A 24,636-nucleotide genomic window follows, 5' to 3' on the forward strand; every position below is an offset into this window, starting at 1 on the left:
CGGGCTGGGGCGGGTGCTGTCCGGGGTACCTGCTAATCTCCCGGGTCAAGGACGCACGCAGGGCATCAAGTCGCTGACGGAATCGACGCGGGGGGTCGAGGTCACCCTAGGCCGTGTATCGAAAGTGGATCTTGGGCTGTGGATGATCACAGTTCATGGGTCGGGGAGATCTCACAGACGAGCAGTGGGCGGTGCTGGAGCCGTTGTTGCCGAAGGGCGCCAGGGCGGGGCGACCGCCGGTCTGGGCTCGGCGGCAGTTGATCGACGGCATACGGTTCCGTGTCCGGACCGGTGTTCCGTGGCGGGACGTCCCCGCCGAGTACGGACCGTGGAGCCGGGTCTACGACCTCTTCCGCCGGTGGCAGCGAAACGGCACCTGGCAGTGGATCCTCACCCGGCTCCAGTCCCTGGCCGACGCGAAGGGGGCGATCGCATGGGACCTGAGCGTCGACTCCACGGTCTGCCGCGCGCATCAGCATGCGGCTGGAGCCCGCAAGCACGGCGAGCTGCAGAAGGAACCGCCTGGCGGCATCTTCACCGAGCCCGGTGACCATGGGCTGGGGAGGTCGCGCGGCGGGTTCACCACCAAGGTCCACCTGGCAGTGGAGCAGGGTCAGAAGCCCATGTCGATCGTGGTGACCGCTGGGCAGCGCGGGGACTCGCCGCAGTTCGAAGCTGTTCTGGAGAGGGTCCGCGTGCCCCGTGTCGGACCGGGTCGGCCGCGGGTCCGCCCCGATCGCGTGCGGGCGGACCGGGCCTACGCCTCCCGCAAGAACCGCGCCTACCTGCGCCGCCGCGGGATCCGCTGCACCATCCCCGACAAGGCCGACCAGGCGCGCAACCGGCGGAAGCTCGGTTCCCGCGGCGGCCGGCCGCCGAAGTTCGACAAGGCTGACTACCGTGAGCGTCATGCGGTCGAGTGCGGGATCAACCGCCTCAAGACGCACCGTGCTGTCGCCACGCGGTAAGACAAGTTCGCTGTTCGCTACGAGGCGACCGTGCTGATCGCAGCTCTCAACGAGTGGCTCTGACCGGGGTGGCGTTCCCGTCCTCGGTCACCAGTCCCGGCCGGCGGTCAGCTCCTCCGCCTCCGCGTTCGCGAACTCGTATGCCGATGCGACGAAGCAGAACTCGTCGCAGATCCACTCGTGCGCGACCGTCTCGATCCCGCTCCCGGCCGCCATGAACTCCCTGTCCAGCAGGTTGAACTCCTCGGTGGCAGCCTGGGTGAGCGCATACAGGGCCTCCAGACCCGACGGCCGCTCGGCCTCGATGCGCTCGCACAGACCAGGTCGGTGCGCATGTGGTCGGCGAGGGACCAGCCCACCAGACGTCGTGAGAAGCAGTCGATCACGGTGGCCAGATAGAGGAACTCGCCGTCCCCGACCGGGAGATACGTGATGTCGCCGACGTACTTCGTGTTCGGTGCGGTGGCGGTGAAGTCACGGCCGGGCAGGTCCGGCACCGGCGCCCGGGACGGTTCCGGGACCGTGGTCACGTGCCGTTTCCGCAGCCGGAGTCCGGCGATGTTGAACTTGCGCATCACCCGACCGACCCGCTTGTGGTTCACCTCCAGGCCCGACTCCCGCAGCTCGGCGGTGATCCGAGGGCGGCCCCAGGTTCCGTCCCATTCGGTGTGCACGGCCCGGATCCGCTCGGCCAGCCGGACGTCCGCCCGTTCCTTCTCCTCCCGTGCCGATCGGCCGGCCCGCCACTTGTAGAAGCTGGAGCGGGCCACCTCCAACACCTGGCACAACCGCTTCACGCCGTAGGCGCTGTGGTGGTCCTCAATGAACTGGCAGCGGGTCACCAGGTCATCTCGGAGGCGAAAAACTTCGTCGCCTTCCGCAGAATGTCCCTCTCCGTGGCCAGCTTCTCGTTCTCCTTGCGCACCTGGGCCAGCTCCTTGCGCAGGGCCTCGTTCTCCGCCCGCAGCTCGTCGGCGACCGGCGCGGATCCCCGTCTTCTTGTCGTTCATGTCCCTGCTCGTCGTGCCGGCCTGCCCCCGGCGGGCCTGCTCGGCTTGCACCCAGCTCCGCAGCGTCCCCCGCGCGACCCCCAGATCCCTGCCCACACCCTCGAAAGTGTGGTCCGGATCCGACAGGTACAGCGCGACGGCGTCAGCCTTGAACTGCGGCGAGTACACCCTCATCACCATAAGAGATTCCTCCTACCCGGCCCCTACCAGCACCGGGATCGAAGGTGTCCACCACTCGGGGACAGGTCCCTTCAGCTGAGCAGGTGGCTCAACACGCGGCCGAAGACGCCCCGTCCCACAGAACGGCGACTTCGACGGCGCGGGGAGTCCGGCGATCGTGAGCTCCCCGGTCCAGGTCATGTCGGTGCCAGTGTCCTCGGGCGTCTCCCTGACGCCGAGTTCAGCCCATCCGCGAACCACATGTCCGCGCTTCTCCAACTGGCAGAACCCCGGCTGCCCGGGCTAGGACCGTGTCGCCGGCCTGCCGGCCCGAGCCGTGAACAACGGAGACCGCGGTGAACGGCACGCGATCATCGTGCCAGGGCCAGCCGGTCAGGTACTCCCAGCATGCCGTGGCGACAGGCGAGTCAGCTACCTCGCCGAGCAGGTTGCGGTGGTGCGGCCGGTCGATGTGCCCGCGAAGCATTCGATACCCCACAGCCCGACCGAGCCGGACGCTACACCGCCGCTGTGTGGCCTCCGTTTCGTGCGCCGCGTGGACACGGCCGGCCCGTGGCGCCATCCGCAGGTGCCTCGGCCACGAAGCAATAGGGCCACGGCCACGCGTGTGGCAGACGGAGGCAGCGGAGGAGCCCGGATGACCGGTGTGCAGCTCACCACCGCCCCTCGACCGGCCGGCCGACGGGCGCACTGCGGTGGTCCACCGCAGAAGGACGCGGCCGGTGCCGTTTTGTGCGTGGCGGGCCGACGGGGGCGGCTGACAATGCGGGGCGTACGGGATGACTCCCGCCCGTATGCACGGTCCGGAGCCACAGGATCTGGTGGAACGCATCCTCCGGGCGGTGGCCGACGGGGACGGCTTCATGGTGGATGCGCTCCTGGCGGTGCTGGAGGTCGTCGCCGACGAGGCCCTCCTCCAGAGGCTGGCCGAGGCGATGGGACGTATCGGCCCGCCCCCCACCTCGCCCGGAGCAGGGCCACGTGCGCTGGCCGGCCGGTCTCCGCCGGCACGAGGCCGCGCCCCGGCGGGCCCGGCACACGTCCAGCGTCGGACCGTCGGCCGTGACGCGGGAGGCGCACACCATGCCGCCGGTGGCGTGGTCCTTCGTGACCACCCGCCCTCGTGGGAACGTCCCGGGCCGGCGCGATGGCGCCGTTCGACGGCGCACTCATCGGCCCGGCCGGGACGGTGGGTGGACCATCCGCGGACAACGGCTGAGGCGCGGCGGGGTTCGTGGACGCCGACCACGGTCCGTCGGCGGGACCGAGCCGGAACGATCAGCGGTGCCGTGGACAACGGATCAGACCGGTGACGACTCCGACCGCCCCACCGGCGACACCTCACCAGCCCCCCGCCCGGGCGCCCGCGGCCGCTCCTGCTGCGCGGCCGGGTCGATCCCGTTGCCGCAGCGTGATTGCGGGCGACGGGAGCTGCCGGCCCGTTGAGGCGGTCGGGCGCTGGTTCACCGCCGGGGTGCGGAGCCGTTCTCACCCCGGTCGGCACCTGCACGGACCGCGACGGCGGTCCGCGTCCGACCCTCGAGGCCTGACCTGTGACCGCTATTCCTGCCGTCCGCAACCGGCCTACCCGAACGCGGTGGTCGCGGGCTTCTCGTGGTTCGCCAGGGCGAGGCCGAGGGCGAAGAACGTCGGCGCCCACTCGCCGATGAAGATGCCCCAGCGGTCGGCCCGTTCCACGCCGGCCTGTTCCGCCTTCATCGAGACGCCCCAGCTGAGCAGCGACAGGCCGATCGACGCGAATGCGGCCGTGTAGGCGTGCTCGCTGGTCAGACCGGCCTCGTGAAGCTTCCGAATGACAGACATGATCTGCTCCTTGTCGCGAAGTCCTTGCCTCCCACCATCGGCGGCTCCTCCACCGGCCCGTACTCGCAGCGGTCCTGCACCGAGTCGCAGCGATGCCTCCGTGCCCGGCGGATCCGCGTCCCCGGTGAGCGGGCGGGACGGCCCGGAACGCCCGGACCGGCACAAGGAGGAGCACTGGGCGTCAGACGACTTCCGTGTACGCCCGGGCCAGCGTCCCGGCCATGGCATCGACCGAGTAGCCGCGTCCAACGGTCCGTCGGGCGCGCGCGGCCACGGCGTCCAGTTCCGGCTGCGGTGTGGCGCACACCGACAACAACCCGGCCCTCAGGCCGGCGCCCGAGCCGGTGTCCAGGAGGAAGCCGTTGACACCGTGCCTGATGTAGTGCGGCACTCCGCCGCGTTCCGGCCCGGCCGCGGCGAGACCGGCGTCCATGGCCTCCAGTACGGCCAGGCCGAATTCCTCCTTGGCGCTCGGGCACACGTACACGGCCGAGCCGACCCGGCCGTCCGCGAGTGCCCGCTCCAGGACGCGCACCTGCCGGTTGGGCAGTGCGGGCCACAGCGCGACCCGCCGCCGGCCGAGCGGTTGCCCGGCGAGGAGCTTGGCGACGGCGGCGCGCACACCGGTCTCCACGGCCGTGGCGCGGCCCGGTGACCCGCCGACGAGCAGGAGCGTCGTCGACCGGTACAGCCCGGTGTCCAACCATGCCTCCACGAGCCGGTCCTGCTGCTTGACGGGGTGCAGGCGCCCCACGCACAGCAGCAGCCGCAGATCCCGGTCCTCGGGGTCGAGCCCGTCCGGCCGGCCGCCGCCGGCGAACAGCCGGGCCGTCATCGCGTCCGCCAGCTCGGTGTCGCCGGGCCGGGGAACGAAGGGCGGGATCCCTTCCGGCACCTCCACGCGGCGGACCTGCGTGCCGCCGGAGAGCTGCGGGAAGTGGGCGGCGAGGTCGCCCGTGCCGGCCCGCGCGGGGATGGTCACCAGAAGACCGGCACGGGCGACCAGCCGGTCCGCGACGAAGACGCGGTGCAGGTCGGCGCGGAGCGACCGGGCCGCCTCCGTCTCCGCACGGACCGGAAGGCCCGCGTGACGCTCGGCCATCGTGCGGTGCGGATCGGGCGTCACGGTGAACACCGGACGGGCGCCGCAGCGACGGGCGGCGTCGGCGACCGCCAGCGAGCCGTCGTCCGCGAACCGCACGTGGACGATCCGCGGCCTCGCACCCGGCAGGGCGAGCAGGCGCGCCGCCCACCACGAGACCGCGGGCCGGTGCGCCGCCATGGCCGCCGGGTCGGGCGGACCGTCGGCGTCCACCGGGATCCCGACCTGCCAGTGCTCGGTGCCCAGGGGCGACACCAGGCCGGCGGACCGGTCGCGCAGGACCGGCCGGCCGACGGCGACCAGGGTCAGCACCCGCGAGATGCGGCCGGTGGCCGCGAGCGCGTCACCCAGCGCCGAGAGCAGCACGCTCATCCCGCCGCTCATTCCCACGCCGGGCTCGTCCAGACCGCCGAGCAGCATGGACTGGGCCACCACCGGCCCGCCCGAGGGGGCCGCCGGAAGCAGGCGGACCGCGTCGCGGAAGGCGGCGGCCTGCGGCGCCGAAGGATCCTGCCGGTGCCAGGACGCCGACCACAACAGGTTCTCGTAGACGTCCCCGTTACGGGGCGGCACCGCGGCCAGGACGGCGGCGCCGCGCGGGACGCCCGACAGGTACCGCAGCGCGGCGTGCCGCACCCGCCTGTCACCGGCCGTCCACCGCGCGACTTCGCCGGCCCGGAGCGGCTGCAGCCCGTGCGCCTCCGCCAGGTCGAGGAGGAACGCCGCCTCCTCGTACGGCGGCAGGGCGAGCAGACGCGTCCGCAACTCCCGGGTCGCCGCCCGTGCGTCGGTCGACGCGCATGCGGCCCATGCCTCGGCAACGGCCGTGCGCACGTCCGCCCCGTGGCGGGCCGCGGCCGGGAGCGGCGGCAGGCCGGCCGTGCCGGGTCGCCTGGCCGCCGTCCTGGCTGCGGCTGCCGCCAGGTCGGCAGCCGGAAGTCCGGTCGGGTCGCGGTCCGACCGGGCCGCTCGGCCGTACTCCGCCTCAGCCAGCGCGCCCAGCAGGTCCCGGGCGGTGCCGGGCGGTACCCCGTCCACCCAGAAGTGGCGGCGCCACGCCTGCAGTTCGTCCTCCTGGCCCGGCGCCCGCACGTCGGCGCCGGTGGACGGTGGAGAATCCGTTCGGTCCCGCATACGCCCCTGCCTCTCGTGGATCCGGCGAGCCGGGGGCTGTTCGGCGCGCTCCGCACATCGGATTGGCGCGTTCCGTCACCGCGGCCGCGGCTCGCGGCCTGGCATCATCGGAAGGACCCGCCCGGCCGAGAGGGACACGCCGTGCACGTCGTCGTCATCAGCCCGCCGTTCGTCTCGCACGCGGAACCACTGGCAGCGCTGGGAACCGCCCTGCGGGCCGCCGGCGCCCGCGTCGACCTGGCCTCCACCACCGCCTTCGCCCCGCTCGCAGCCCGGACCGGCATCGGCTTCACCGAACTCGCCGTGACCCGCAACGCCAACCACGGCGTCGCCGAACGGACCCGTCAGGACCCGGCCGAGGCGGCACGGTTGCGCGAGTTCCTGACCGCCACCTTCCGGGGAGCCGCAGAGGCCCTGCTCACCCAGGCCGCCCACCGCAGGGCCGACCTCCTCGCCGAACCCGACCGCGTCCTCGAGGACGTCCGCGCCCTGCACCGCCGGCTGCGGCCGGACTGGTACCTGGTCGACCAACTCGCCTACCCGGCGACACTGGCCCTGTACTGCCTCGGACTGCCGTACGCCACGTTCTGCCCCGGCCACCCCACCTACATCCCGGCCGGGCCGGACGCCTACTTCGGCCTGCCGTACGCGTGGCCGGACACCGTCCGACCCACGGCCGAGGCCCTGGAGAGGCTGACCCGTGCCGCCGCCGACAACGACCGCGCCTTCACCGCGGCCTTCCACGAGGTCGTCGACCGCCACGCCCCGCACCGGCCCCGGCCCGACCGCGCCTTCGCCCTCAGCTCCCCGCGCGCAGTCGTCTACAACTACCCCGAACTCCCCTGGCTGCCGGCCCCGTCACCCGGCGCCGCCGCCCTGTGGTGCGGCCACTGCACCCAGCCGCCGCCCCCGGCCCCGCCGTGGACCGGTGTCGTCGACCGCCTCACCGCCGGCGGCCGCCCCCTCGTCCTGCTGGCCCTCGGCACCTTCCTCTCGGCCCGTCACGACGTCCTGGCGACCGTCGCGGAGGGGGTGCTGCGCCACACCTCCGCGGCCCTGGTCGTCGCGGCGGGCGAGCGGGTGGACGAGGTCTCCTCCGCGCTGGTCGCCGCCGGTGCGCCCGCTGACCGGTTCCACGTCGCGGACCGCATCCCGCAGCAGGCCCTGCTGACACGTGCGTCCGCCATGGTCCACCACGCCGGCAACAACTCGTTCACCGAATGCCTCGCCGCGGGCGTGCCCGCCCTCGCCCTCCCGTTCTCCAGCGACCAGTTCGCCATCGCCCACGACCTCGAACGCGCCGGCCTCGGCCTGAGCCTCGACCCGAACGCACTGACCGCGGACACCGCGGGCCGTGCGGTCGAACGCCTCCTCACCGGTGCCAGGAGCGCCAACGAGGCCGTGCGCACGGCGGTCCTCCGCCGCGGACCGGACTGGGCGGCCGAGCACCTGCTCCGGCTCATGCGCTGACCCGGGCACGTCCGGGCGCCGTGCCACCACGCCCGTCGGACGGACCGCGGCCCGTCCGACGGGCCCGCCGCTCGCGTGCTGCGTGACACGAATCCCGCGACGCTGCTTCCGCACGACGGGCGCGGCGAGCCGACCGCCGTTGTATCACTCGTCTGGATGAGGCCTGAGACTCCACCAATCCCCGGCTCCGTCGGCGCCGAAGGGTTCATGCAGCAGGTGATCGCAGCACCTGGGCACCGGCGTGAGCCGGACGCGCAGCCCCGGCCCCGGTGCTCCCGGCCGGGGTTACGCCTCACAGCACCCGGCCCGAACAGGAGAAGCACCGGATGACCAAGCCTCCGGCTCCGCCGACGGACGCCCTCGACCTCCTGCACGTTCCCGACAGCCCGCGGGTCGTGGTGGTCCTGCTGCACGGCGGCCGCGCCGACTCGCTCGCCGCACCGACCCGCCTCAACCTTCCCGCGCGCCGCATGGACCTGATCGCCCGAGCGCTGCGCCGCGGGCTCCCGGGCGATGCCGTGCTGATAGCCCGGGTCCGATACCGCCACCGGGGCTGGAACGGCCGCGCGGCCCATCCGGTGCACGACGCGCGCCGGGCCCTGCAGGAGCTGGCCGCCCTCGTGCCGGGTCTTCCGATCGCCCTGGTCGGACACTCGATGGGCGGCCGGGCGGCGATCTCCGCTGCCGACCGCCCCGGTGTCCGCGGCGTGGTCGCGCTGGCACCCTGGTGCCCACCGGACGAACCCGTCGCCCACCTGGCCGGACGGAGCCTGGTGATCCTCCACGACGAACACGACCGCGTGACGTCCGCCGAGCAGTCCTGGGCTCTGGCCCGCCGAGCCGCTGCCGCCCGCGCGCGCGTGGGAACGGTGGCCATGCCGTGCGGCGGACACGCCATGCTGCGCGACGCCAGAGGCTGGCACCGGCTCACGGTCGACGCGGTCGCGGCCGTCCTGGCGGGCGACCTGTTCGTCCGCACGGCCGGCCACGTGGCGGGGCCGAAGGTGTTCGGCAGCACCGCGCCGGGGGCGGCCCCGCGCCCGTGGTGACGGTGCCCTGCCGTCCTCGGCAACCGGGGGCTGTCACCCGTTCGGCTCCGACCACCAGGCGCCATGCCTCGAAACCCCGGTGTGCAGGTGGCGCCGCAGTGCTCATCGGGCATCGACCGGAGCCGTCCGGCCCGTTGCCGCCCGACGCGCGGGCGGACGGCTCCGCCGTCGGCGGCCCCGGCCCGTTGCCGCCCACGGCCGGTGCCGCCCGCCCGGACCGGCAACCCGGCGTAGTGCGGCCGGCAATCCCGATCGCTCTCCCCGCTGCGCCTCGGCGGGGCGCCGACCGCCGGTCTCGTGGCAGCGTGCCGCCGCAGGGAGCGGAGCGCGTGGCCCCTGTCCACGAGCAGCCCGCCGATGTCGGGCATGCCGTGGAGGGCACGGTGCGAAATCGCTGCGAGTCGGGACGGCACGGGGGCGATGAGAGGCTCTTCGCAGTCCGCCAAGGGAGGTGCATCGCCGTGACCGCGCCACTGACGGAGCGCGAGCTGCGCGACCTCGACCGGCTCGAACGCCGACTCCGTCTCACCGATCCGGACCTCGACAGGCTGCTCGGCCGGCGGGCCTCGGTCCGCCGCCTGGCACGGCGGCCCCGGTTCCTGGCTCTGGCCGTCAGCGTCCTGGCACTGGCCACCGCGGGTTTCGCACTCTGTGCGGCTGCGAGCCTCACCGCGGCCGCGGGTCCGGCCGGGGTCGCGGCGGCGGCGCTCGTCGTCGGCTTCCGCAGGCTCTCGCGTCTGGCGCCGGGCTGAAGAGGTCAGGCGCCATGTCCGTCGACCGCGTTCCGCCTGGACCTGACGGCGCGGAAACTCCGGGGCGTTGCGACTGGTCGCCGGGTCTCCGCCGATCAGGCACCCGGAGGATGACGTGAAGCTCGACGGGCTCCGATTGCTTGTGGCCGGTGCCACCGGTGTCCTCGGCGGCGGGATCGCCCTCGCGGCGGCCGAGGGCGGAGCGAGGGTGGTGCCGGCCGGGCGGGATCCGGAACGGCTCGCGGAAGTCGCCCGACGACTCGGCGGCCCGCCGGGTCTGGTTTTCGAGGCCTACGACCTGAACGCCTGCCGGGGGCTCGCCCCGGCCGCGGCGGACCTGCTCGACGGTCTGGAGGCCGCCCTGGTGGCCTTCGGGGCCGTCGCGTTCGGCCGGGCCGAGGACATGCCGGCCTCGGTCGAGGAGCACCTCCTGGCGGTGAACGCCCTCGCACCCATGTCCGTTCTCGGAGGAGCCGTCCACGCGATCGGCCGGGAGGGTGCGATCGGCGCCCTGTCCGGGGTCGTGGTCGACCGTCCGACACCGGGAACCGCGGCCTACGCGGCCTCGAAGGCGGCGCTCTGCGGTTGGCTCGCCACCGTCCGCGTCGAGCAGCGGCGCAACGGGATCTCGGTGCTCGACGCCCGACTGCCGCACCTCGACACCGGTTTGGCGGACCGGGCCGTCACCGGAACCGCTCCAGGGCTGCCGCGCGGTGCGAGGACCGGGCCGTGGACGACGGCCGTCCTCGACGGCCTCGTCTCGGGTGCGGCCCTCCTCGCCCCGGACCCCGTCGGTGGTGGGCCGCGGCTCCTGATGTAGGAGCCGCGGCCGGCCGCACCCTGACGACCCGTTGGTCACCGGCCGGTGGATCAGTCGAGGGCGCCGTTGATCGTGGCCTGCGGAATGGCGATGTTGGGGACGTGGTACGCCTCGAGGATCTTCTTGTAGGAGCCGTCGTCCATCAGGGACTGGAGGGCGGCCCGGACGGCCTCCTTGAGGCCGGGGGCCGACTTGGAGATGCCGATGCCGATCGGCGAGGCGCTGGTCGGGCCGACGGCCTCCTTGCCGGAGACGGTGTCGAAGGCGGTGCCGTTGTCCGCGGTTTCCGCGACGTAGGCGGCGGTGACCTCGTCGAGGAAGTCGGCAGAGACCTTGCCCGAGCGCAGGGCGAGTTGGGCCTCGGAGTCCTTCGGGAAGGCCAGGACGGTGATCGCCGGCTTGCCCTGCTGCTTGCACAGCTCCTGGCGCTGTTCGAGGATCTTCTGGTGGTTGGTGCCGGTCTGGACGGAGACGCTCTTGCCGCAGACGTCGGTGACGACCTTGATGCCGTCCGGGTTACCCTTCTTCACCAGCCAGCCCGGGCCCGCGTTGACGTAGTCGACGAAGTCGACCGCCTGCTGACGCTCCTTCTTGTCGGTCATCGCCGACATCACGGCGTCGAACTTGCCGGCCTGGACGGCGGGCAGCAGGCCGTCGAACTTCTGGCCGGTGAACTCGAGCTCCACGCCCAGCCGGGCGCCGATGGCCTGGCCGAGGTCGTAGTCGATGCCGGTGATCTCCTTGCTGCCCTCGGAGACGTACATCTCGAACGGCGGATAGGGCAGGTCGGTCGCGACCCGGACCTTCCCGGCCTTGCGGATCGCCTCGGGAAGCATGGCGGTGAGCTTCCCGTCCGCCGAGATCGGGATGCCCTTGACGGTCACCGGGGCTGACGACCCGGCCGTGGCCGGAGCGGCGTCGGAGGACTTGTCGGCGGAGCTCGAACAGGCGCTGAGCGACAGGGCGGAGACGGTCAGCGCGGCGACGACCGTCGCGCGACGGGGCAGGGGGGAGCGGAAGGAGGTCATGGGGGAGCCCTCTGTCGGAGGAGGAAGGGGAGGTGCGCCGCCATCGGCGCGAACCAGAAGTTACATCTACTCGAAGTCATGTGTGAATGTATTGAGAGTTACGGTCCTGCAACGGTGCGCCCTGGCGCGGGAAGGCCCTGGATCGGCGGGTGCAGTGTGACGGGGTGGTCCCCATGGGTGTTACTTATAGATTTGCTTTGCGCGCTCTTGTAACGTGCGCTACATCTCGGCTTCGACACTCCCTCCGACCTCCCCAGGACTGCCCCATGACCAGCACCGGTGGCTCCACTCCCTCGCGCACTTTCCCGGAAGGCCAAGGCCCCCTGCGGACCGAGCACGACCTGATCGGCGACCGCGATCTCCCGGCGGACGCCTACATCGGCATCCACACGCTGCGTGCCGTGGAGAACTTCCCGCTCAGCGGCATCCCGCTCTCCGCCCACCCCGAACTCGTGTCCGCACTCGCCTCCGTCAAGCAGGCCGCCGCCCTCGCCCACCGCGACCTCGGTGTCCTCGACGCCGAGCGGGCCGGGGCCATCGTCCGCGCCTGCGAGGAGATCCGTGCCGGCGCCCTCCACGAGCACTTCGTGGTCGACGTCCTCCAGGGCGGCGCCGGGACCTCGACCAACATGAACGCCAACGAGGTCATCGCCAACCGCGCGCTGGAGATCCTCGGGGCGGTGCGCGGCGACTACGCCCGTCTCGGCCCCAACGACCACGTCAATCTCGGGCAGAGCACCAACGACGCCTACCCCACGGCGGTGAAGATCGCGCTGCACGCGGCCGCCCGCGGACTGGGCCTGGCCCAGGGCGTCCTGGCCGACGCCCTCGCCGACCGCGCCCACGCCTTCGGTGACGTCGTCAAGCTCGGACGGACCCAGCTGCAGGACGCGGTCCCCATGACCCTCGGTCAGGAGTTCGGAGCCTTCGCGCTCGGCGTGTGCGACGACACCACCGCCGTCGAGCACGCCGCCCGCGCTCTGTGCGAGGTCACCATGGGCGGCACCGCCATCGGCACCGGCCTCAACGCCCACCCCGGTTTCGCCGAAGCGTGCACCGATCATCTCGCCCGCATCACCCGCATGCCGCTGCGGCCCGCCCGTGACCTCGTCGAGGCCACCCAGGGCGTCGGAGCCTTCATCGAACTCTCCAGCGCCCTCAGGCGGTTCGCGCTCCGCCTGATCAAGGTGTGCAACGACCTGCGCCTGCTCGCATCCGGTCCCCAGGCGGGCCTCGCCGAGATCCGGCTCCCCGAACTCCAGGCCGGGTCCAGCATCATGCCCGGGAAGGTGAACCCGGTGATCCCCGAGGCCGTCACCCAGGTCTGCTTCGACGCCATCGGCGCCGATGCGTCCGTTGCCATGGCCGCCCAAGCGGGCCAGCTGCAACTCAATGCGTTCGAACCGCTGATCGCCCACGCCCTCCTCACCTCCCTGGGCCGCATGACCGCCGCCTGCAGGCTGCTGGCCGAACGCTGCGTGGCCGGCATCCAGGCCGACGCGGAACGTGCCTACGCCCACGCCAGCGGCTCCGCCGTCCTCGCCACCGCACTGAACCCGGTGATCGGCTACCGCAGGTCCACCGAACTCGCCCGCCGCTGCGTCGCCGAGCGCCGAACGGTGCGCGACCTCGCGGGAGAGGCGCGCGTCCTGCCCTCCGAGCAGCTCGACGGCATCCTCGACCCACGCCGTCTCACCGGGGTCTAGCCGGAACACGTACCCGGGCGGAGAGCCCGGGGCCCCGAGAAACGGTCCGGGCCGGCGCGCCGCACGGCGCACCGGCCCGGTTCCGCGGTCGAACCGCGGAGTCTCAGTACACGTACAGGTGGGTGTTGAGGTTGGCGAACGACACGGTTGTGCCACTCTTCCACGCCTGGTAGCCCGTGCCCTTGGTGAGGTCGGCCTCGAAGGTGGGCCCGCTCTCGTAGCTGATGCCGTACTGGTGGGTGCTGTTGCCCGCGTTGACCAGCTCCTTGGCCATCTTGACCATCTGGTAGGGGTGGTCGGTGGGGGAGTTCGGGGAGGAGAAGACGTCGCTCCAGCGGCTTCCGACGGTGCCGGTGCCCGGCGTGTAGGAAGGTTTGTTCGACGTGGCCGTCCAGGTGGTGGGGGTGTAGGTGTCGCCGCTGGTCAGGTGGGTCCACTTGACGTTGTCGATCGACCAGTAGCCGTTGCGGGTGCCGACGGTGGCCGTGCGCAGGTCGAAGACGGACACCCCGTTGGTGCCGACCACGGTGTCGGTCTCGTTGGCCGAGCCGGGGTTGGTGACGACGAGGGCGGTGTCCTCGTCGATGCCGAAGGCGCGGGTGTGGGCGGTGTCGGCGGCGAGGCGGGTGATGCGGCCCTCGCGGCCGCGGGCGGCGAAGTGGGTGTCGAGCAGGCCGGAGGTGAAGAAGTTGAAACCGCCCGCGGGGCGGTAGGTGAGGTCGTCCGGGTAGCTGCTGCTGACGGTGGTGTAGGAGCCGTAGCGCAGCGCGTCCCAGCTCTCGCCGCCGGTGATCATGTCGCGGCCGTTGGCGATGGTGGTGCCGGCGCTGGTGCCCATGACAGCGGCGCCCGCGGTGAACCTGGCGCGGATCGCGGCCAGTGCGGGGGAGTCGGTGTTGTCGCTCTTGAGCAGGGTGGTGACGAGGCGGCTCTGGTCGCCGCCGCCGAAGAAGAATCCGGTCATCGAGTTGATCTGGTTGATGACGTTCTGGCTGGAGTTGTTGGCGATGTGGTCCAGGTCGATGGGGATCCACTGGGCGTCCGCGGCGCCGTAGGTGTTCTTCAGCAGGTTGACGTAGTAGGTGCCGTTGCAGACCGAGTTGCTGCAGGTGGCGGGGTCGCTCGCGTTGGGGTCGTTGGCGGGGACGTCGGAGGCGGCGGTGATGACGCCGATCCGTGCGCCGGTGCCGCCGGCCTTGGTGAGGAACGTGCCGTAGACCGCGGAGTTGGTGGGGGCGACCGCGCCGCCGGCGAGCACCAGGCTGCCGGTGATCGGGGCGGCGTGCGCCGCCCGTGCGGGGGCGAGGAGCGCGAGGGCCAGTGCGGCTGCGCCCGCGAGGGCGGCGGTGCGGGCGGTGGGACGTGCGGACACGGACATGCGTGCTCCTGTGGGGGAGACCGGCCCGGTTCGTGGGGCGGGGCCGGGGGTGTGGGGCCCTGCCCCGGGCGCGGGGTCCGGGGCAGGGGAAGGCCGCCGGCGGGGGAGCGGCGGCGCGCCGATCGGCGCTCGGGAACGGAAGATACAGATCGAGTCGGGTTGTTGGTAGATGTAGCGGCAGCCCAGGGGAAATCTTGACCATGCGGTGCGGAAACGATGCAGTGCTCAGAAGACGGTCGGCCGTTACGCATTCGTATCCCTCGTTACATCTGTTCATTGAAGAGCATTAGATGTAACGTCATGCCTCGCGGCGCGGCCCCACGGGCGCCGCCAAGGTTCCCGAAAGGTAGCGACGTGAACTCCCTCGTCTTCCGTAGACCGGCCCTGCTGGCGGCCATCGCCCTGTGCGGATCCCTCTCCCTGTCCGCCTGCAGCAGCGGAGGCGGCGAACCGTCTCCCGACGCGGCCGCCCCGGTCACGATCGCCGGCGTCACCGTCACGTCCGACGCCGCCCTCCACGCCGCGCTGCCGGAAGCGATCAGGAAGTCCGGCAAGGTCCGCGTCGCCACCGACATCCCCTATCCGCCGTTCGAGATGTACGTCTCCGAGGGCAGCAAGGAGATGACCGGCCTCGACTACGACCTCGGCCAGGCCATCGGCGCCAAGCTCGGCGTCCGGTTCGAGTTCCAGGCCCAGAAGTTCGACGGCATCGTCCCCGCCCTCCAGGCCGGCAAGTACGACGCCGCGATCTCCGCTATCACCGACAACAAGGAGCGCGAGCAGGTCGTCGACTTCGTCGACTACTCCGTCTCCGGCACCGGCATCATGGTCGCCAAGGGCAACCCCCAGAAGATCGTCACCCTCGACGACCTGTGCGGCCGCTCCGTCGCCGTCCAGACCGGCACCAACCAGCAGAAGCTCCTGGAGAAGCACCAGGACAAGTGCCGCGAACTCGGCAAGGGCGCCGTCCACCTGCAGACCTTCCCCAAGGACTCCGACGCCCAGCTCGCCCTGCGCTCCGGCAAGGTCGTCGCCGACGTCCTCACCAAGCCCGCCGCCGGCTGGACCGCCAAGACCGCCGACGGCGGCGCCGCCTTCGAGGTCGTCGACGACCCCGCCGCGCTCGGCGGCTACAACGCCTCACCCAACGGCATCGCCGTCGCCAAGAACCTGCCGCAGCTGACCGACGCCGTCCAGAAGGCCCTCCAGCAGCTGATCGACGACGGCTCCCTCGCCAAGATCTACGCCAAGTACGGCGCCGAATCCATCGCCGTCAAGCAGGCCACCAAGAACGGCGCGGTGGACTGACATGACCGTCTCCCCGACCTCCGCACCCGCGACCCGGACCGAGGAAGCCCCCGTGCGCGCCGACGAACTCACCGCCGTCCCCGTACGCCACTGGGGCCGCTGGATCGCCACCGCCGTCGCCCTGCTCTCCCTGGTCGGACTCGTCGGCTCTCTCGCCAAGAACCCCAACCTGCACTGGGACGTCGTCGGCCACTACCTCTTCGCCGACCTGATCTTCGACGGCCTCGTCACCACCCTGTGGCTCACCGCCGCGGCCATGGCGATCGGCCTGGCCCTGGGCACCCTCGTCGCCGTCATGCGACTGTCCGCCAGTCCCGTGCTGTACGGCCTCTCCTCACTCTTCGTCTGGCTCTTCCGCGGCACTCCGCTGCTGGTCCAGATCATCTTCTGGGCCTACGCTGCCGCCCTGTACAAGCACGTGATGATCGGCATCCCGTTCACGACGATCACCTTCGTGCAGTTCGACACCAACAGCCTGCTCACCCCGTCGATCGCGGCCCTGCTCGCGCTCGGCCTCAACGAGGCCGCCTACGCCTCCGAGATCGTCCGCGCCGGCATCCAGTCCGTCGACCCCGGCCAGACCGAGGCCGCCCACTCCCTCGGCATGAAGCCCGCCCTGACGATGCGCCGCATCGTCCTGCCGCAGGCCATGCGCGTCATCATCCCCCCGATGGGCAACGAGACCATCAACATGCTCAAGACCACCGCCTACGTCTCGGTGATCGCCGCCCACGACCTGATGTCCAACATCCAGGACGTCTACGCCCAGAACTACCAGGTCATCCCGATGCTCGTCGTCGCCGCCCTCTGGTACCTCGCGCTGACCACCGTCCTGTCCGTCCCCCAGGCCTGGCTGGAGCGCCGCTACGGCCGCGGCACCACCCGCATGGCCCAGGTCTCACCGCTGCGCCGCATGTTCGTCGGCGTCACCGACCTCTTCACCGTCAACCGCGACCGGAAGGGCTGAACCGATGGCCCAGCCCATGGTGCACGCCGAGGGCGTGCGCAAGCACTACGGGAAGCTCGACGTCCTCAAGGGCATCGACCTCACCGTCGAACGCGGCCAGGTGTGCTGCCTGCTCGGGCCCTCCGGCTCCGGCAAGTCGACGTTCCTGCGCTGCATCAACCACCTGGAGAAGGTCGACGGCGGCCGCCTGACCGTCGACGGCGACCTGGTCGGCTACCGCCAGGCCGGCAACCGCCTCCACGAGCTCCGCGAGTCCGAGGTCGCCGAGCGCCGCCGCGAGATCGGCATGGTCTTCCAGCGCTTCAACCTCTTCCCGCACATGACCGCCCTCGAGAACATCACCGAGGCCCCCGTCCGGGTGAACGGCGTCAACAAGACCGACGCCCGTGCCGAGGCGCAGCGCCTGCTGGACCGGGTCGGCCTCGGTGACCGTGCCGGCCACTACCCGTCCCAGCTGTCCGGCGGTCAGCAGCAGCGCGTCGCGATCGCCCGCGCGCTCGCCATGAAGCCCAAACTGATGCTGTTCGACGAGCCGACTTCGGCGCTCGACCCGGAGCTGGTCGGCGACGTCCTGGACGTCATGCGCGACCTGGCCGCCGACGGCATGACGATGGTCGTGGTCACGCACGAGATCGGCTTCGCCCGCGAGGTCGGCGACACCGCCGTGTTCATGGACGACGGCGTGGTCGTCGAGGCCGGCGACCCCCGCACCGTCCTGGTGGACCCGGAGCAGGAACGCACCAAGGCGTTCCTGTCCAAGGTCCTGTGAGCGCCCCCGCCGACCAGGCACGCACCACGGACCGCCCGCCGGGCACCGCCGCGGCCCTGCGGGCCGCCGCCGAGGCGGCGCTGCCGCACTACCTCGCCGGCCTGGCCGAACTGGTGGCCCTCGACTCCGGCTCCTACAGCGCCGACGGCGTGAACCGGGTCGCGGACTGGCTGGAGCGACGCCTCGCGGGCATCGGCTTCACGACCGAGCGCATCCCCGTCGGCCCGCTCGACGGACGCCCGTGCGGAGACGTGCTGGTCGGCCGGCTCGCCGGCACGCTGCCCGCCGCCGACGGCGGGGCCCGGATCGTCCTCGTCGGCCACATGGACACGGTCTTCGAGGACGGCACGGCCGCCGGGCGGCCCTTCCGCATCGACGGCGCCCTGGCCCACGGCCCCGGCGTCTGCGACGACAAGGGAGGGCTGCTCGCCGGCGCCACCGCCGCCGAGCTGCTGGTCCGGCACGGCCTGACCTCGTTCGCCGAACTGATCGTCCTCGCCACCCCGGACGAGGAGATCGGTTCACCCGCCAGCCGCCCGGTCACCGAACGCGTCGCCGCCGGGGCGGACTTCGCCCTCGCCCTGGAGTGCGCCCGCGAGAACGGCGACCTGGTCGTCGAACGCAAGGGCGTCGTCGACCTGCTGGTCACCGTCACCGGCCGCGCCGCCCATGCCGGCATCGAACCGGAGCGCGGGGCCAACGCCGCCCTGGCCGCGGCCCACCTCGTGGTCGACCTGCAGGCGCTCAACGGCCGTTGGCCGGGCGTCACCCTGAACGTCGGCGTCGTCCGGGCCGGGACCAGGACCAACATCGTCTGCCCCGAGGCCGAGCTGCAGGTCGAGGTCCGCGCCACCACCACCGCGGGTCTGCACACCGCGATCGCCGCGATCCGGCGAGCCGCCGCACACACCGCGGTCGCGGGCACCACCGCCCGGGTCGACCAGCTCGACCTGTGCCCGCCCATGGAGAACACCCCGGCCGCGCAGGACCTGCTCGTCCTCGCCCTCGAGGCCGCCGCCGAGCTCGGCCTCGAGGTCCGCGGCGCCTCCACCGGCGGTGTCGGCGACGCCAACCTCACCTCCGGCCTCGGCATCCCCACCCTGGACGGCCTCGGCCCGATCGGCGGCGCCGACCACACCCCGCAGGAATGGCTCGACACCGCCAGCGTGCCCGGCCGCGTCGCCCTGCTGGCCGCCCTCGTCGGCCGTCTGCGCAGGACCTGACCCCGGACCACCGGGTGCGTGCCGCCCGGCGGACGGCACGCACCCGGTCATTTCGGCTCCACCCATTTCGGCTCCACCCCCCTCACCCCGACGGGAGATCCCGGATGCACCGAACCCTTCCCCCGCGCGCCGGCCGCGCGGCCCTCGCCCTGGCGGCCGCCGGCGTCCTGGCGGCGACCACCGCCCCGGCCGCCTGGGCCCGCACCGAGCGGGACGGCGGCACGCTGATCCTCGTCGGCGGCGGCCTGAAGGACGACAACGCCGAGATCTACGGCGAGATCGTCACCAAGGCCGGCGGGCCCGGCCGCGCCCGCATCGGCGTCCTGACCGCCGCGTCCGTCCCCGAAAGCCAGGACCCCGAGGCGGCTGACCCCGAGCGCTGCTCCAACTCGGTCTGCAACGGCAGGTACTACGCCGAGCTGTTCAAGCGCCACGGCGCGGCCGACGCCGAGTGGATCCCCGTCGACATCGACCACGTGGACGCCGCCGACTCGGACGCGGTCGTCGCCCGGGTCGAGTCGATGACCGGCTTCTTCTTCGGTGGCGGCGACCAGTACCGCTACATCACCAGCCTGCTCCACGGCGACGCCCACACCGACTCCAAGGTGCTCGCCGCGATCCGCGCCAAGCTCGCGGCGGGTGCGGTCGTCGCCGGCTCCAGTGCCGGCGCCCAGATCGCCTCCGGCCCCGACATGGTCAGCGGCGGCGACAGCTACCAGGCCCTGCGCGACGGCAGCGCCCCCGGCTACTTCGAGGACGCCACCCGCCTCGGCTACATCCCCGCCGGCGGCTTCGGTTTCTTCGGCCCCGGCCTGCTGGACACCCACACCAGCACCTACGGCCGCGAGGGCCGTGCGATCCGGCTCGCCGCCGACACCGGCCACGACCGCGTCTTCGCCCTCGACGAGAACACCGCGATCGAGGTCGAACACGCCGGAACCCACAGTGAGTCGATCCGCGTCCTGGGTACCCACGGCGTCTCCGTCTTCGACCTGCGCCGCGCCAGGACCCGCACCGTCGCGGGCCGCTGGAGCATCGACGGGGTGCGCTACAGCTACCTGACCCGCGGCGACCGCTACCAGCCCCGCTCCTGGCAGGTCGAGCCGGCCGCAGGCCGCGAGCCGCTCACGGCCGCCACCAACGCACCCGTTCCGGCCAACCACGACGCCTTCTACTCCGTCGACAACCCGGACGGCGTCCCGTACGCCTTCTCCGGCACCGCCCGGGCGCTGACCGCCACCACCGCCCAGCGCACCGCCACGGCCACCACCTACGAGACCGGCCCGGCGTTCGTGATCCGTTTCGACAGGAGGGGCGACACCCGGGCCTGGACGGACGACGGCACCGCCGCCGCGTCCCTCGCCGACCTGACCGTCGGCATCGGCCCCGCCGACCGCTGACCGGCCCGGCCCGCACGGTCGATCCCCGTGGCCCGGCGTTTCGCTAGGCTGCAGGGATCACAGCTCCGACCGACCCGATTCCCCGCCCGGGAAAGGACCCGACGATGGCCCCCGTCACGCTCGCCGAAGACATCCGGCAGAGGCTCGGCGAGTGCAGTCCTGCCGAGCGCAAGGTCGGCCGGGTCCTGCTCGCGGGCTGGCCCGCGGCCGGCTTCGAGACCATCGCCACCCTCGCGGAACGCGCCGACGTCAGCGCCCCCACCGTGATCCGTTTCGTCAACCGGCTCGGCTACCGCGGATTCCCCGACTTCCAGGCCGCACTGCGGGCCGAGCTGGACGAGCGCCAGGCCTCCCCGCTCACCCTGTACGCCGCGGGGAAGTACGGCTCCTCCGCCGAAGCCGGGCAGGGCGAGCCGAGCGGACCGGCCGGCCTGCTCGCCCGGGGCCGGGAGGTCTTCACCGCGGCGGTCGACCGCACCCTGGCCGAGGTGACCCCCCACGACCTCGAACGGGCGGTCCAGCTCCTCGCCGACCCCAAGCGCCGCATCACCCTCGCCGGCGGCCGCTTCAGCCACCTCTTCGCCCAGTACCTCGGCCTGCACCTGATGCAGATGCGCGACGACGTGCGCTTCCTCCCCGACCGGCCGGTCGAGCGCACCGCCCACCTCGCCGCGCTGGGCCGGCGCGACGTCCTCGTGGTCTTCGACTACCGCCGCTACGAGGACGACAAGGTCACCGCGGCCGAACTCGTCCGCGAGGCCGGCGGCCGCGTCGTGCTCTTCACCGACACCTGGCTGTCGCCCGTCAGCACCCAGGCCGAGGTCGTGCTCTCGAGCCAGGTCGGGGCGCCCTCGCCCTACGACAGCCTGGTTCCCACGCTCGCCGTCGTGGAGACGGTGGTGGCCGGCATTATCGGCGAACTCGGGGACCGTGCCCACCAGCACATGCAGCGCGGCGAACAGACCGCCCGCCGCATCGGCCTGACCTGACGCCGGCCCGGGCCGGATCCTCGCGCGGGTGCGGCCGGGAGGTGAGGCGTCCCCCGGAGTGTGGACACGGGGGTTCATGCCGCGAGTGTGAGTCTATGTTCTGCTTGGTGCTGCTGTTCGAACTCGACGGGTGAGAGGTAGCCGAGGAAGCTGTGGCGCCTGCGGGCGTTGTAGTAGGTGAGCCACTGGAAGATCTCCAGCCTGGCTTGCCGCACGGTCGCGAACGCCTCCTGCATCGCTTCTCTCTTCAGGCCCTGCCAGAGGCTCTCGGCGAGGGCATTGTCGTAACTCGACCCGACGCGGCCCATGCTCCGTCGGACGCCGAAGCGGTCGCTGACCTGGGCGAACACGGCTGAGGTGTATTGCGAGCCCCTGTCCGCGTGGAAGATCACTCCGTCCACGCGGCCGCCGCGGGTCGCCACCGCCATCGTGAGGGCGTCGACGACCAGCTCGGTCCGCATGTGCGTGGCCATGGACCAGCCGAGCACCCGGCGCGAGCAGATGTCGATCACGCAGGCGAGGTAGAGCCACGTGCCGCCGGCCTGCACGTAGGTGATGTCGCCGCACCACTTCTCGTCCAGGTCAGCGGCGGTGAAGTCGCGTCGGACCAGGTCCGGGGCGGGCGGCGCGAGCTTGTCCGGAACCGTGGTGCGCTTGCGTCGGCGCAGGTGCCGGCCCTCGATTCCGTGGATGCGCATGAGCCGCTCGACACGCTTGCGGTTGACGGTGTGCCCGAACCCGCGCAGCTCGGCGTGGACGCGGCGGACCCCGTAGTTCCCCGGTGGCCGGCGTGGATTTCGCGGATCTCCGCGACCAGGGCGTCGTCGGCCGCCCGGCGGGCCTCGCGAGCCTCGGCGCCGGCGAGCCACCGGTAGCAGCCCGAGCGTGAGACCCCGAGCATGCGGCATATCCGCTGCACGCCGAAGTCGGCGCGGTGGGCGGAGATGAAGCCCCAGCGGCGGGTCATGTCGTCATCTCCTTCGCGAAATACTGGGCCGCCCGCCGCAGGATCTCCCGCTCCAACTGCCACTCGGCCTCGGCCTTGCGAAGCCTGCCGAGCTCGGCCCGGAGCCGGGTCAGTTCCTCGTCCCGGTCCTCGACGGCCTCGCCGACACGGGACCGGCCCGCCTGCTCGTCGGCCTGGCGCACCCAGGACCGCAGCGTCTCGCCGGTCACCCCGACATCCGCCGCCACCGCCGCGTACGTGCGCCGACCGGCGGTCGCCCGATACAGCGCCACCGCGTCGTTCCTGAACTCCTCCGGATACGGAGACCTACGTCCCACCAGGACACCCTTCCTCGGACCACCAAGATCCATTGTCAGAGTGTCCACACCCCAGGGGGCACCTCACCGTCGCACGATCCCGTTGCTGCGTACCGTCCGGTTGCACCATGCGGTATACGGGTGCCCGCCGGTCGCACTCCTGACGGGGACCGCCAGCTGCGTTCCGCGGAAGGCAGTTTGGATGCTGGAGTGCATTTGAAGTCAACTGGTCCAGACCTCCGTTGCCGGATTCCGTTGCGGCGCTACGCGGGTGATACACGCTCTTCCTAGGGTGGTCCGGAAAGGCGCGGCTCCGCCCGGCCGAGGTCGCATCCCCGACCGGCCGGGCAAGGCCGCCACGGCCGCCACAGCGCCGACAACCGCCGCCGTGCCACTCCGCGGCGCGACGGCCTCCCGGAAGGACCCTCGTGACACCCAGCAAGACCATTGGCTCCCCGGCCCCCAGGCGTCTCCTGCGCGCCGCCCTGGTGGGGACGGCGATCGCCGGTGCGCTCGGCCTGACCGCCACCACCGCCTCGGCCGACGCCTCGGTCGCCAACTTCACTCTGGCCCAACGCGACTGGACGCCCGGCAGCCACGCATCGGCGGACAACGGCATGTCGGAGCTGACCTTCCAGTCCGACGGCAACCTGGTGCTCTACAAGTACACCGGAGCCGACGCGTACCCGGTCTGGGCCTCGGGCACCAAGGGCAAGGGCGTCGTCCGGGTGGACTGGTCGAAGTCCGGCTACGTGAAGCTGTTCAACGCCTCCGGCGGCATCGTCTGCACGCTGGGCGCCCTCAACCCGGCGCCCGGCGGGCACGCCAAGCTCAAGGACGACGGCAACCTCGTCTTCTACAACACCAGCGGCAAGGCCACCTGGTCCACCGGTACCTCCGGTTCGGCGCGGGGCAACCTCAACTACTGCTATACCTGAGCCGCCCCACCGCCGTACAACGGGCGCTGCCCCGGGACACCTGTCGTCCCGGGGCAGCGCCCACTGCGTTCGGTCGCCGCGTCCGCCCCGCCGCCTCCGGCTGCTGCATCGGGCCGCAGTGGCATCGGGCGGAGCGGAACGCCGAAGCCCTGCCACCGGGCCGGATCGCTGTGGGCCGGGATCCGGGCCCGGTGGCGGGGCCACCGTCGGGTCGGCCGGCGCCGGTCAGCCGCAGTGGCTCCAGGGGCTCTCGTACGCGCTCTGGTCGAAGTCGCTGAAGAAGCCGCCCCACTTGACGCACTTGCCCGCGGCGTAGGCGTAGACCGGGCCCGCATAGGACTTGTAGTAGCCGGTGTCGGACTTCTGGGGCTGCCCTGGACGGTGAGGTCGGCCGACATGTGCACCGGGTCGCCCCCGTTCCCGCGGATGGTGACCACGCAGTTGTAGCCGTTGGAGCTGTTGTAGGTCAGGTAGACCCACACGGTGCGGTTGATGAGCTGCTGGGAGTCGACGACCTTGTAGCCGGGGCCGCAGACCTCCGTCGGCGAGGCGGTGAGAGCCGAGGCCTCCGGTGCGGTCATCACGGTGGCGGCTCCCGCCATCGCGAGGGCGCCGAGGACCGAGACGAGCTTCTTGCGCACGGGGAAACGTCCCTTCTTGCGCCGAACATCCAGTGGTTCGACGCGCTGGTAACTGGAAATCTGTCGGGCGCCGGCCTGGTGGGGGAGGACGGCCAGAGCCCGGTGCGGGAACCCGGGGGAGTTCCCGAGGCCCGTGGAAGGGAGCGGGACGCAGGGCTCAGCAGCCCCGGGTTCCGCTCGACACGGAGTACTCGTGGCCGGCCCAGTTGATGTAGCCGTAGGCGTAGACGCAGTAGTTCGCCGGGCCGGTCACGCCGACCGGCCCGGCGTTGTACGCGTACGACCCCTTGTCGATGCGCGAGGTGGCGTCGACGGTGCAGCCGCCGCCCGTGCCGGACTTCTGCAGGCACCGGTAGATCTCGACGCTGGTCGTCGCGGAGACGTCGTAGGACGCACCGCGGTGGTAGAAGCAGGCGCTGTTCGTACCGCCGTCGCTGCTGTTGTAGTAGATGGCCAACTCGCCGATGGCACTGCCGTTGTGCGAGACGGTCTGGTCGTACGTGATGGTGCCGGAGCAGGAGGTGGCGGCCTGTGCGGCGGAGGACGTGAACAGGCCTACACCGGCGAGCAGCGCCACACTGGCGAACACTGCGAGGACTCGGCGGAGGACGTGCATGGAGAACCCTGTCTGAGGCGGATCATCGATGATCGATCGAACGTCGACCATGCCGGTGCAGCCGCGTAGCGCCGCCGTATCGCACGCACGAGGGCCCTGCA

Annotated in this window: 17 protein-coding genes and 4 pseudogenes; 13 read left to right on the forward strand and 8 right to left on the reverse strand. The window is 72.1% G+C overall.

Annotation, left to right across the window (positions count from 1 at the left end):
- Nucleotides 1-155: 155 nt before the first annotated feature.
- Nucleotides 156-1,031, forward strand: a pseudogene (locus tag ACQ614_RS38330) (IS5 family transposase).
- Nucleotides 1,032-1,055: 24 nt separating this feature from the next.
- Here ACQ614_RS38330 and ACQ614_RS38335 read toward each other — a convergent pair.
- The 4 genes and pseudogenes from ACQ614_RS38335 to ACQ614_RS38350 form a co-directional block, all read right to left on the reverse strand.
- A pseudogene (locus ACQ614_RS38335) lies at nucleotides 1,056-1,286 on the reverse strand (DUF5713 family protein); the annotation flags it as partial.
- Nucleotides 1,286-2,158 (reverse strand): annotated as a pseudogene (locus ACQ614_RS38340) (IS3 family transposase); the annotation flags it as partial. The pseudogenes ACQ614_RS38340 and ACQ614_RS38335, both read right to left, overlap by 1 nt.
- A gap of 1,584 nt (nucleotides 2,159-3,742) precedes the next feature.
- Nucleotides 3,743-3,982 carry a hypothetical protein gene (locus tag ACQ614_RS38345; RefSeq protein WP_363494739.1) on the reverse strand — a complete coding sequence of 80 codons (240 nt, stop codon included), beginning with the start codon at nucleotides 3,980-3,982 and terminating at the stop codon, nucleotides 3,743-3,745.
- A 181-nt stretch (nucleotides 3,983-4,163) separates the two neighbouring features.
- Nucleotides 4,164-6,218, reverse strand: a complete 2,055-nt coding sequence (locus ACQ614_RS38350) for a glycosyltransferase family 4 protein (protein WP_431683751.1) — start codon at nucleotides 6,216-6,218, stop codon at nucleotides 4,164-4,166.
- A gap of 141 nt (nucleotides 6,219-6,359) precedes the next feature.
- On the opposite strand from ACQ614_RS38350, the gene ACQ614_RS38355 reads away from it, so the two are divergent.
- The 4 genes from ACQ614_RS38355 (at nucleotide 6,360) to ACQ614_RS38370 (ending at nucleotide 10,309) form a co-directional block, all read left to right on the forward strand.
- Complete coding sequence (locus tag ACQ614_RS38355) at nucleotides 6,360-7,688, forward strand: glycosyltransferase (protein ID WP_431683752.1); 1,329 nt, start codon at nucleotides 6,360-6,362, stop codon at nucleotides 7,686-7,688.
- Between the two features lie 326 nt (nucleotides 7,689-8,014).
- Entirely contained in the window at nucleotides 8,015-8,737 is a 723-nt protein-coding gene (locus ACQ614_RS38360; RefSeq protein ID WP_431683753.1) for an alpha/beta hydrolase, read from the forward strand.
- Between the two features lie 461 nt (nucleotides 8,738-9,198).
- Nucleotides 9,199-9,489 carry a DUF3040 domain-containing protein gene (locus ACQ614_RS38365; protein ID WP_431683754.1) on the forward strand — a complete coding sequence of 97 codons (291 nt, stop codon included), beginning with the start codon at nucleotides 9,199-9,201 and terminating at the stop codon, nucleotides 9,487-9,489.
- Nucleotides 9,490-9,604: 115 nt separating this feature from the next.
- Nucleotides 9,605-10,309, forward strand: coding sequence for an SDR family NAD(P)-dependent oxidoreductase (locus tag ACQ614_RS38370; protein ID WP_431683755.1), 705 nt, complete (start codon nucleotides 9,605-9,607; stop codon nucleotides 10,307-10,309).
- Nucleotides 10,310-10,359: 50 nt separating this feature from the next.
- Here ACQ614_RS38370 and ACQ614_RS38375 read toward each other — a convergent pair whose 3' ends face one another.
- Nucleotides 10,360-11,337, reverse strand: a complete 978-nt coding sequence (locus tag ACQ614_RS38375) for an ABC transporter substrate-binding protein (RefSeq protein WP_431683756.1) — start codon at nucleotides 11,335-11,337, stop codon at nucleotides 10,360-10,362.
- A gap of 266 nt (nucleotides 11,338-11,603) precedes the next feature.
- Here ACQ614_RS38375 and ACQ614_RS38380 point away from each other — a divergent pair, with 266 nt between their 5' ends.
- Nucleotides 11,604-13,043 (forward strand): aspartate ammonia-lyase, encoded by a 1,440-nt coding sequence (locus ACQ614_RS38380; protein ID WP_431683757.1) that lies wholly within the window; start codon nucleotides 11,604-11,606, stop codon nucleotides 13,041-13,043.
- A gap of 103 nt (nucleotides 13,044-13,146) precedes the next feature.
- Here the strand turns inward: ACQ614_RS38380 and ACQ614_RS38385 are convergent, their stop codons facing one another.
- A complete protein-coding gene (locus ACQ614_RS38385) occupies nucleotides 13,147-14,421 on the reverse strand; it encodes a cyanophycinase (protein ID WP_431683758.1) in 1,275 nt (424 codons plus the stop codon).
- A 354-nt stretch (nucleotides 14,422-14,775) separates the two neighbouring features.
- On the opposite strand from ACQ614_RS38385, the gene ACQ614_RS38390 reads away from it, so the two are divergent.
- The 6 genes from ACQ614_RS38390 to ACQ614_RS38415 all read left to right on the forward strand — a co-directional run bounded on the left by ACQ614_RS38390 (nucleotide 14,776) and on the right by ACQ614_RS38415 (nucleotide 21,077).
- Nucleotides 14,776-15,729, forward strand: coding sequence for an ABC transporter substrate-binding protein (locus ACQ614_RS38390; protein WP_431683759.1), 954 nt, complete (start codon nucleotides 14,776-14,778; stop codon nucleotides 15,727-15,729).
- A gap of 1 nt (nucleotide 15,730) precedes the next feature.
- Complete coding sequence (locus ACQ614_RS38395) at nucleotides 15,731-16,696, forward strand: amino acid ABC transporter permease (RefSeq protein WP_431683760.1); 966 nt, start codon at nucleotides 15,731-15,733, stop codon at nucleotides 16,694-16,696.
- A gap of 4 nt (nucleotides 16,697-16,700) precedes the next feature.
- The gene (locus ACQ614_RS38400) at nucleotides 16,701-17,465 is read left to right on the forward strand and encodes an amino acid ABC transporter ATP-binding protein (RefSeq protein WP_431683761.1); all 765 of its coding nucleotides are present in this window, start codon (nucleotides 16,701-16,703) and stop codon (nucleotides 17,463-17,465) included.
- Nucleotides 17,462-18,688: a M20/M25/M40 family metallo-hydrolase gene (locus ACQ614_RS38405; protein ID WP_431683762.1), complete on the forward strand. Its 1,227-nt coding sequence runs from the start codon at nucleotides 17,462-17,464 to the stop codon at nucleotides 18,686-18,688. Before ACQ614_RS38400 ends, ACQ614_RS38405 begins: the two co-directional genes overlap by 4 nt.
- Nucleotides 18,689-18,792: 104 nt before the next feature.
- The gene (locus ACQ614_RS38410) at nucleotides 18,793-20,088 is read left to right on the forward strand and encodes a cyanophycinase (protein WP_431683763.1); all 1,296 of its coding nucleotides are present in this window, start codon (nucleotides 18,793-18,795) and stop codon (nucleotides 20,086-20,088) included.
- A 104-nt stretch (nucleotides 20,089-20,192) separates the two neighbouring features.
- Entirely contained in the window at nucleotides 20,193-21,077 is an 885-nt protein-coding gene (locus tag ACQ614_RS38415) for a MurR/RpiR family transcriptional regulator (protein ID WP_431683764.1), read from the forward strand.
- A 74-nt stretch (nucleotides 21,078-21,151) separates the two neighbouring features.
- On the opposite strand, the pseudogene ACQ614_RS38420 reads toward ACQ614_RS38415, so the two are convergent.
- Nucleotides 21,152-22,361 (reverse strand): annotated as a pseudogene (locus ACQ614_RS38420) (IS3 family transposase).
- 407 nt (nucleotides 22,362-22,768) lie between these two features.
- On the opposite strand from ACQ614_RS38420, the gene ACQ614_RS38425 reads away from it, so the two are divergent.
- Nucleotides 22,769-23,278 carry a hypothetical protein gene (locus ACQ614_RS38425; protein ID WP_431683765.1) on the forward strand — a complete coding sequence of 170 codons (510 nt, stop codon included), beginning with the start codon at nucleotides 22,769-22,771 and terminating at the stop codon, nucleotides 23,276-23,278.
- Nucleotides 23,279-24,076: 798 nt separating this feature from the next.
- Here ACQ614_RS38425 and ACQ614_RS38430 read toward each other — a convergent pair.
- A complete protein-coding gene (locus tag ACQ614_RS38430; RefSeq protein ID WP_431683766.1) occupies nucleotides 24,077-24,535 on the reverse strand; it encodes a hypothetical protein in 459 nt (152 codons plus the stop codon).
- Between the last annotated feature and the right edge of the window lie 101 nt (nucleotides 24,536-24,636).

The sequence above is a fragment of the Kitasatospora dryopteridis genome (assembly GCF_050749075.1).
GTDB lineage: Bacteria > Actinomycetota > Actinomycetes > Streptomycetales > Streptomycetaceae > Kitasatospora.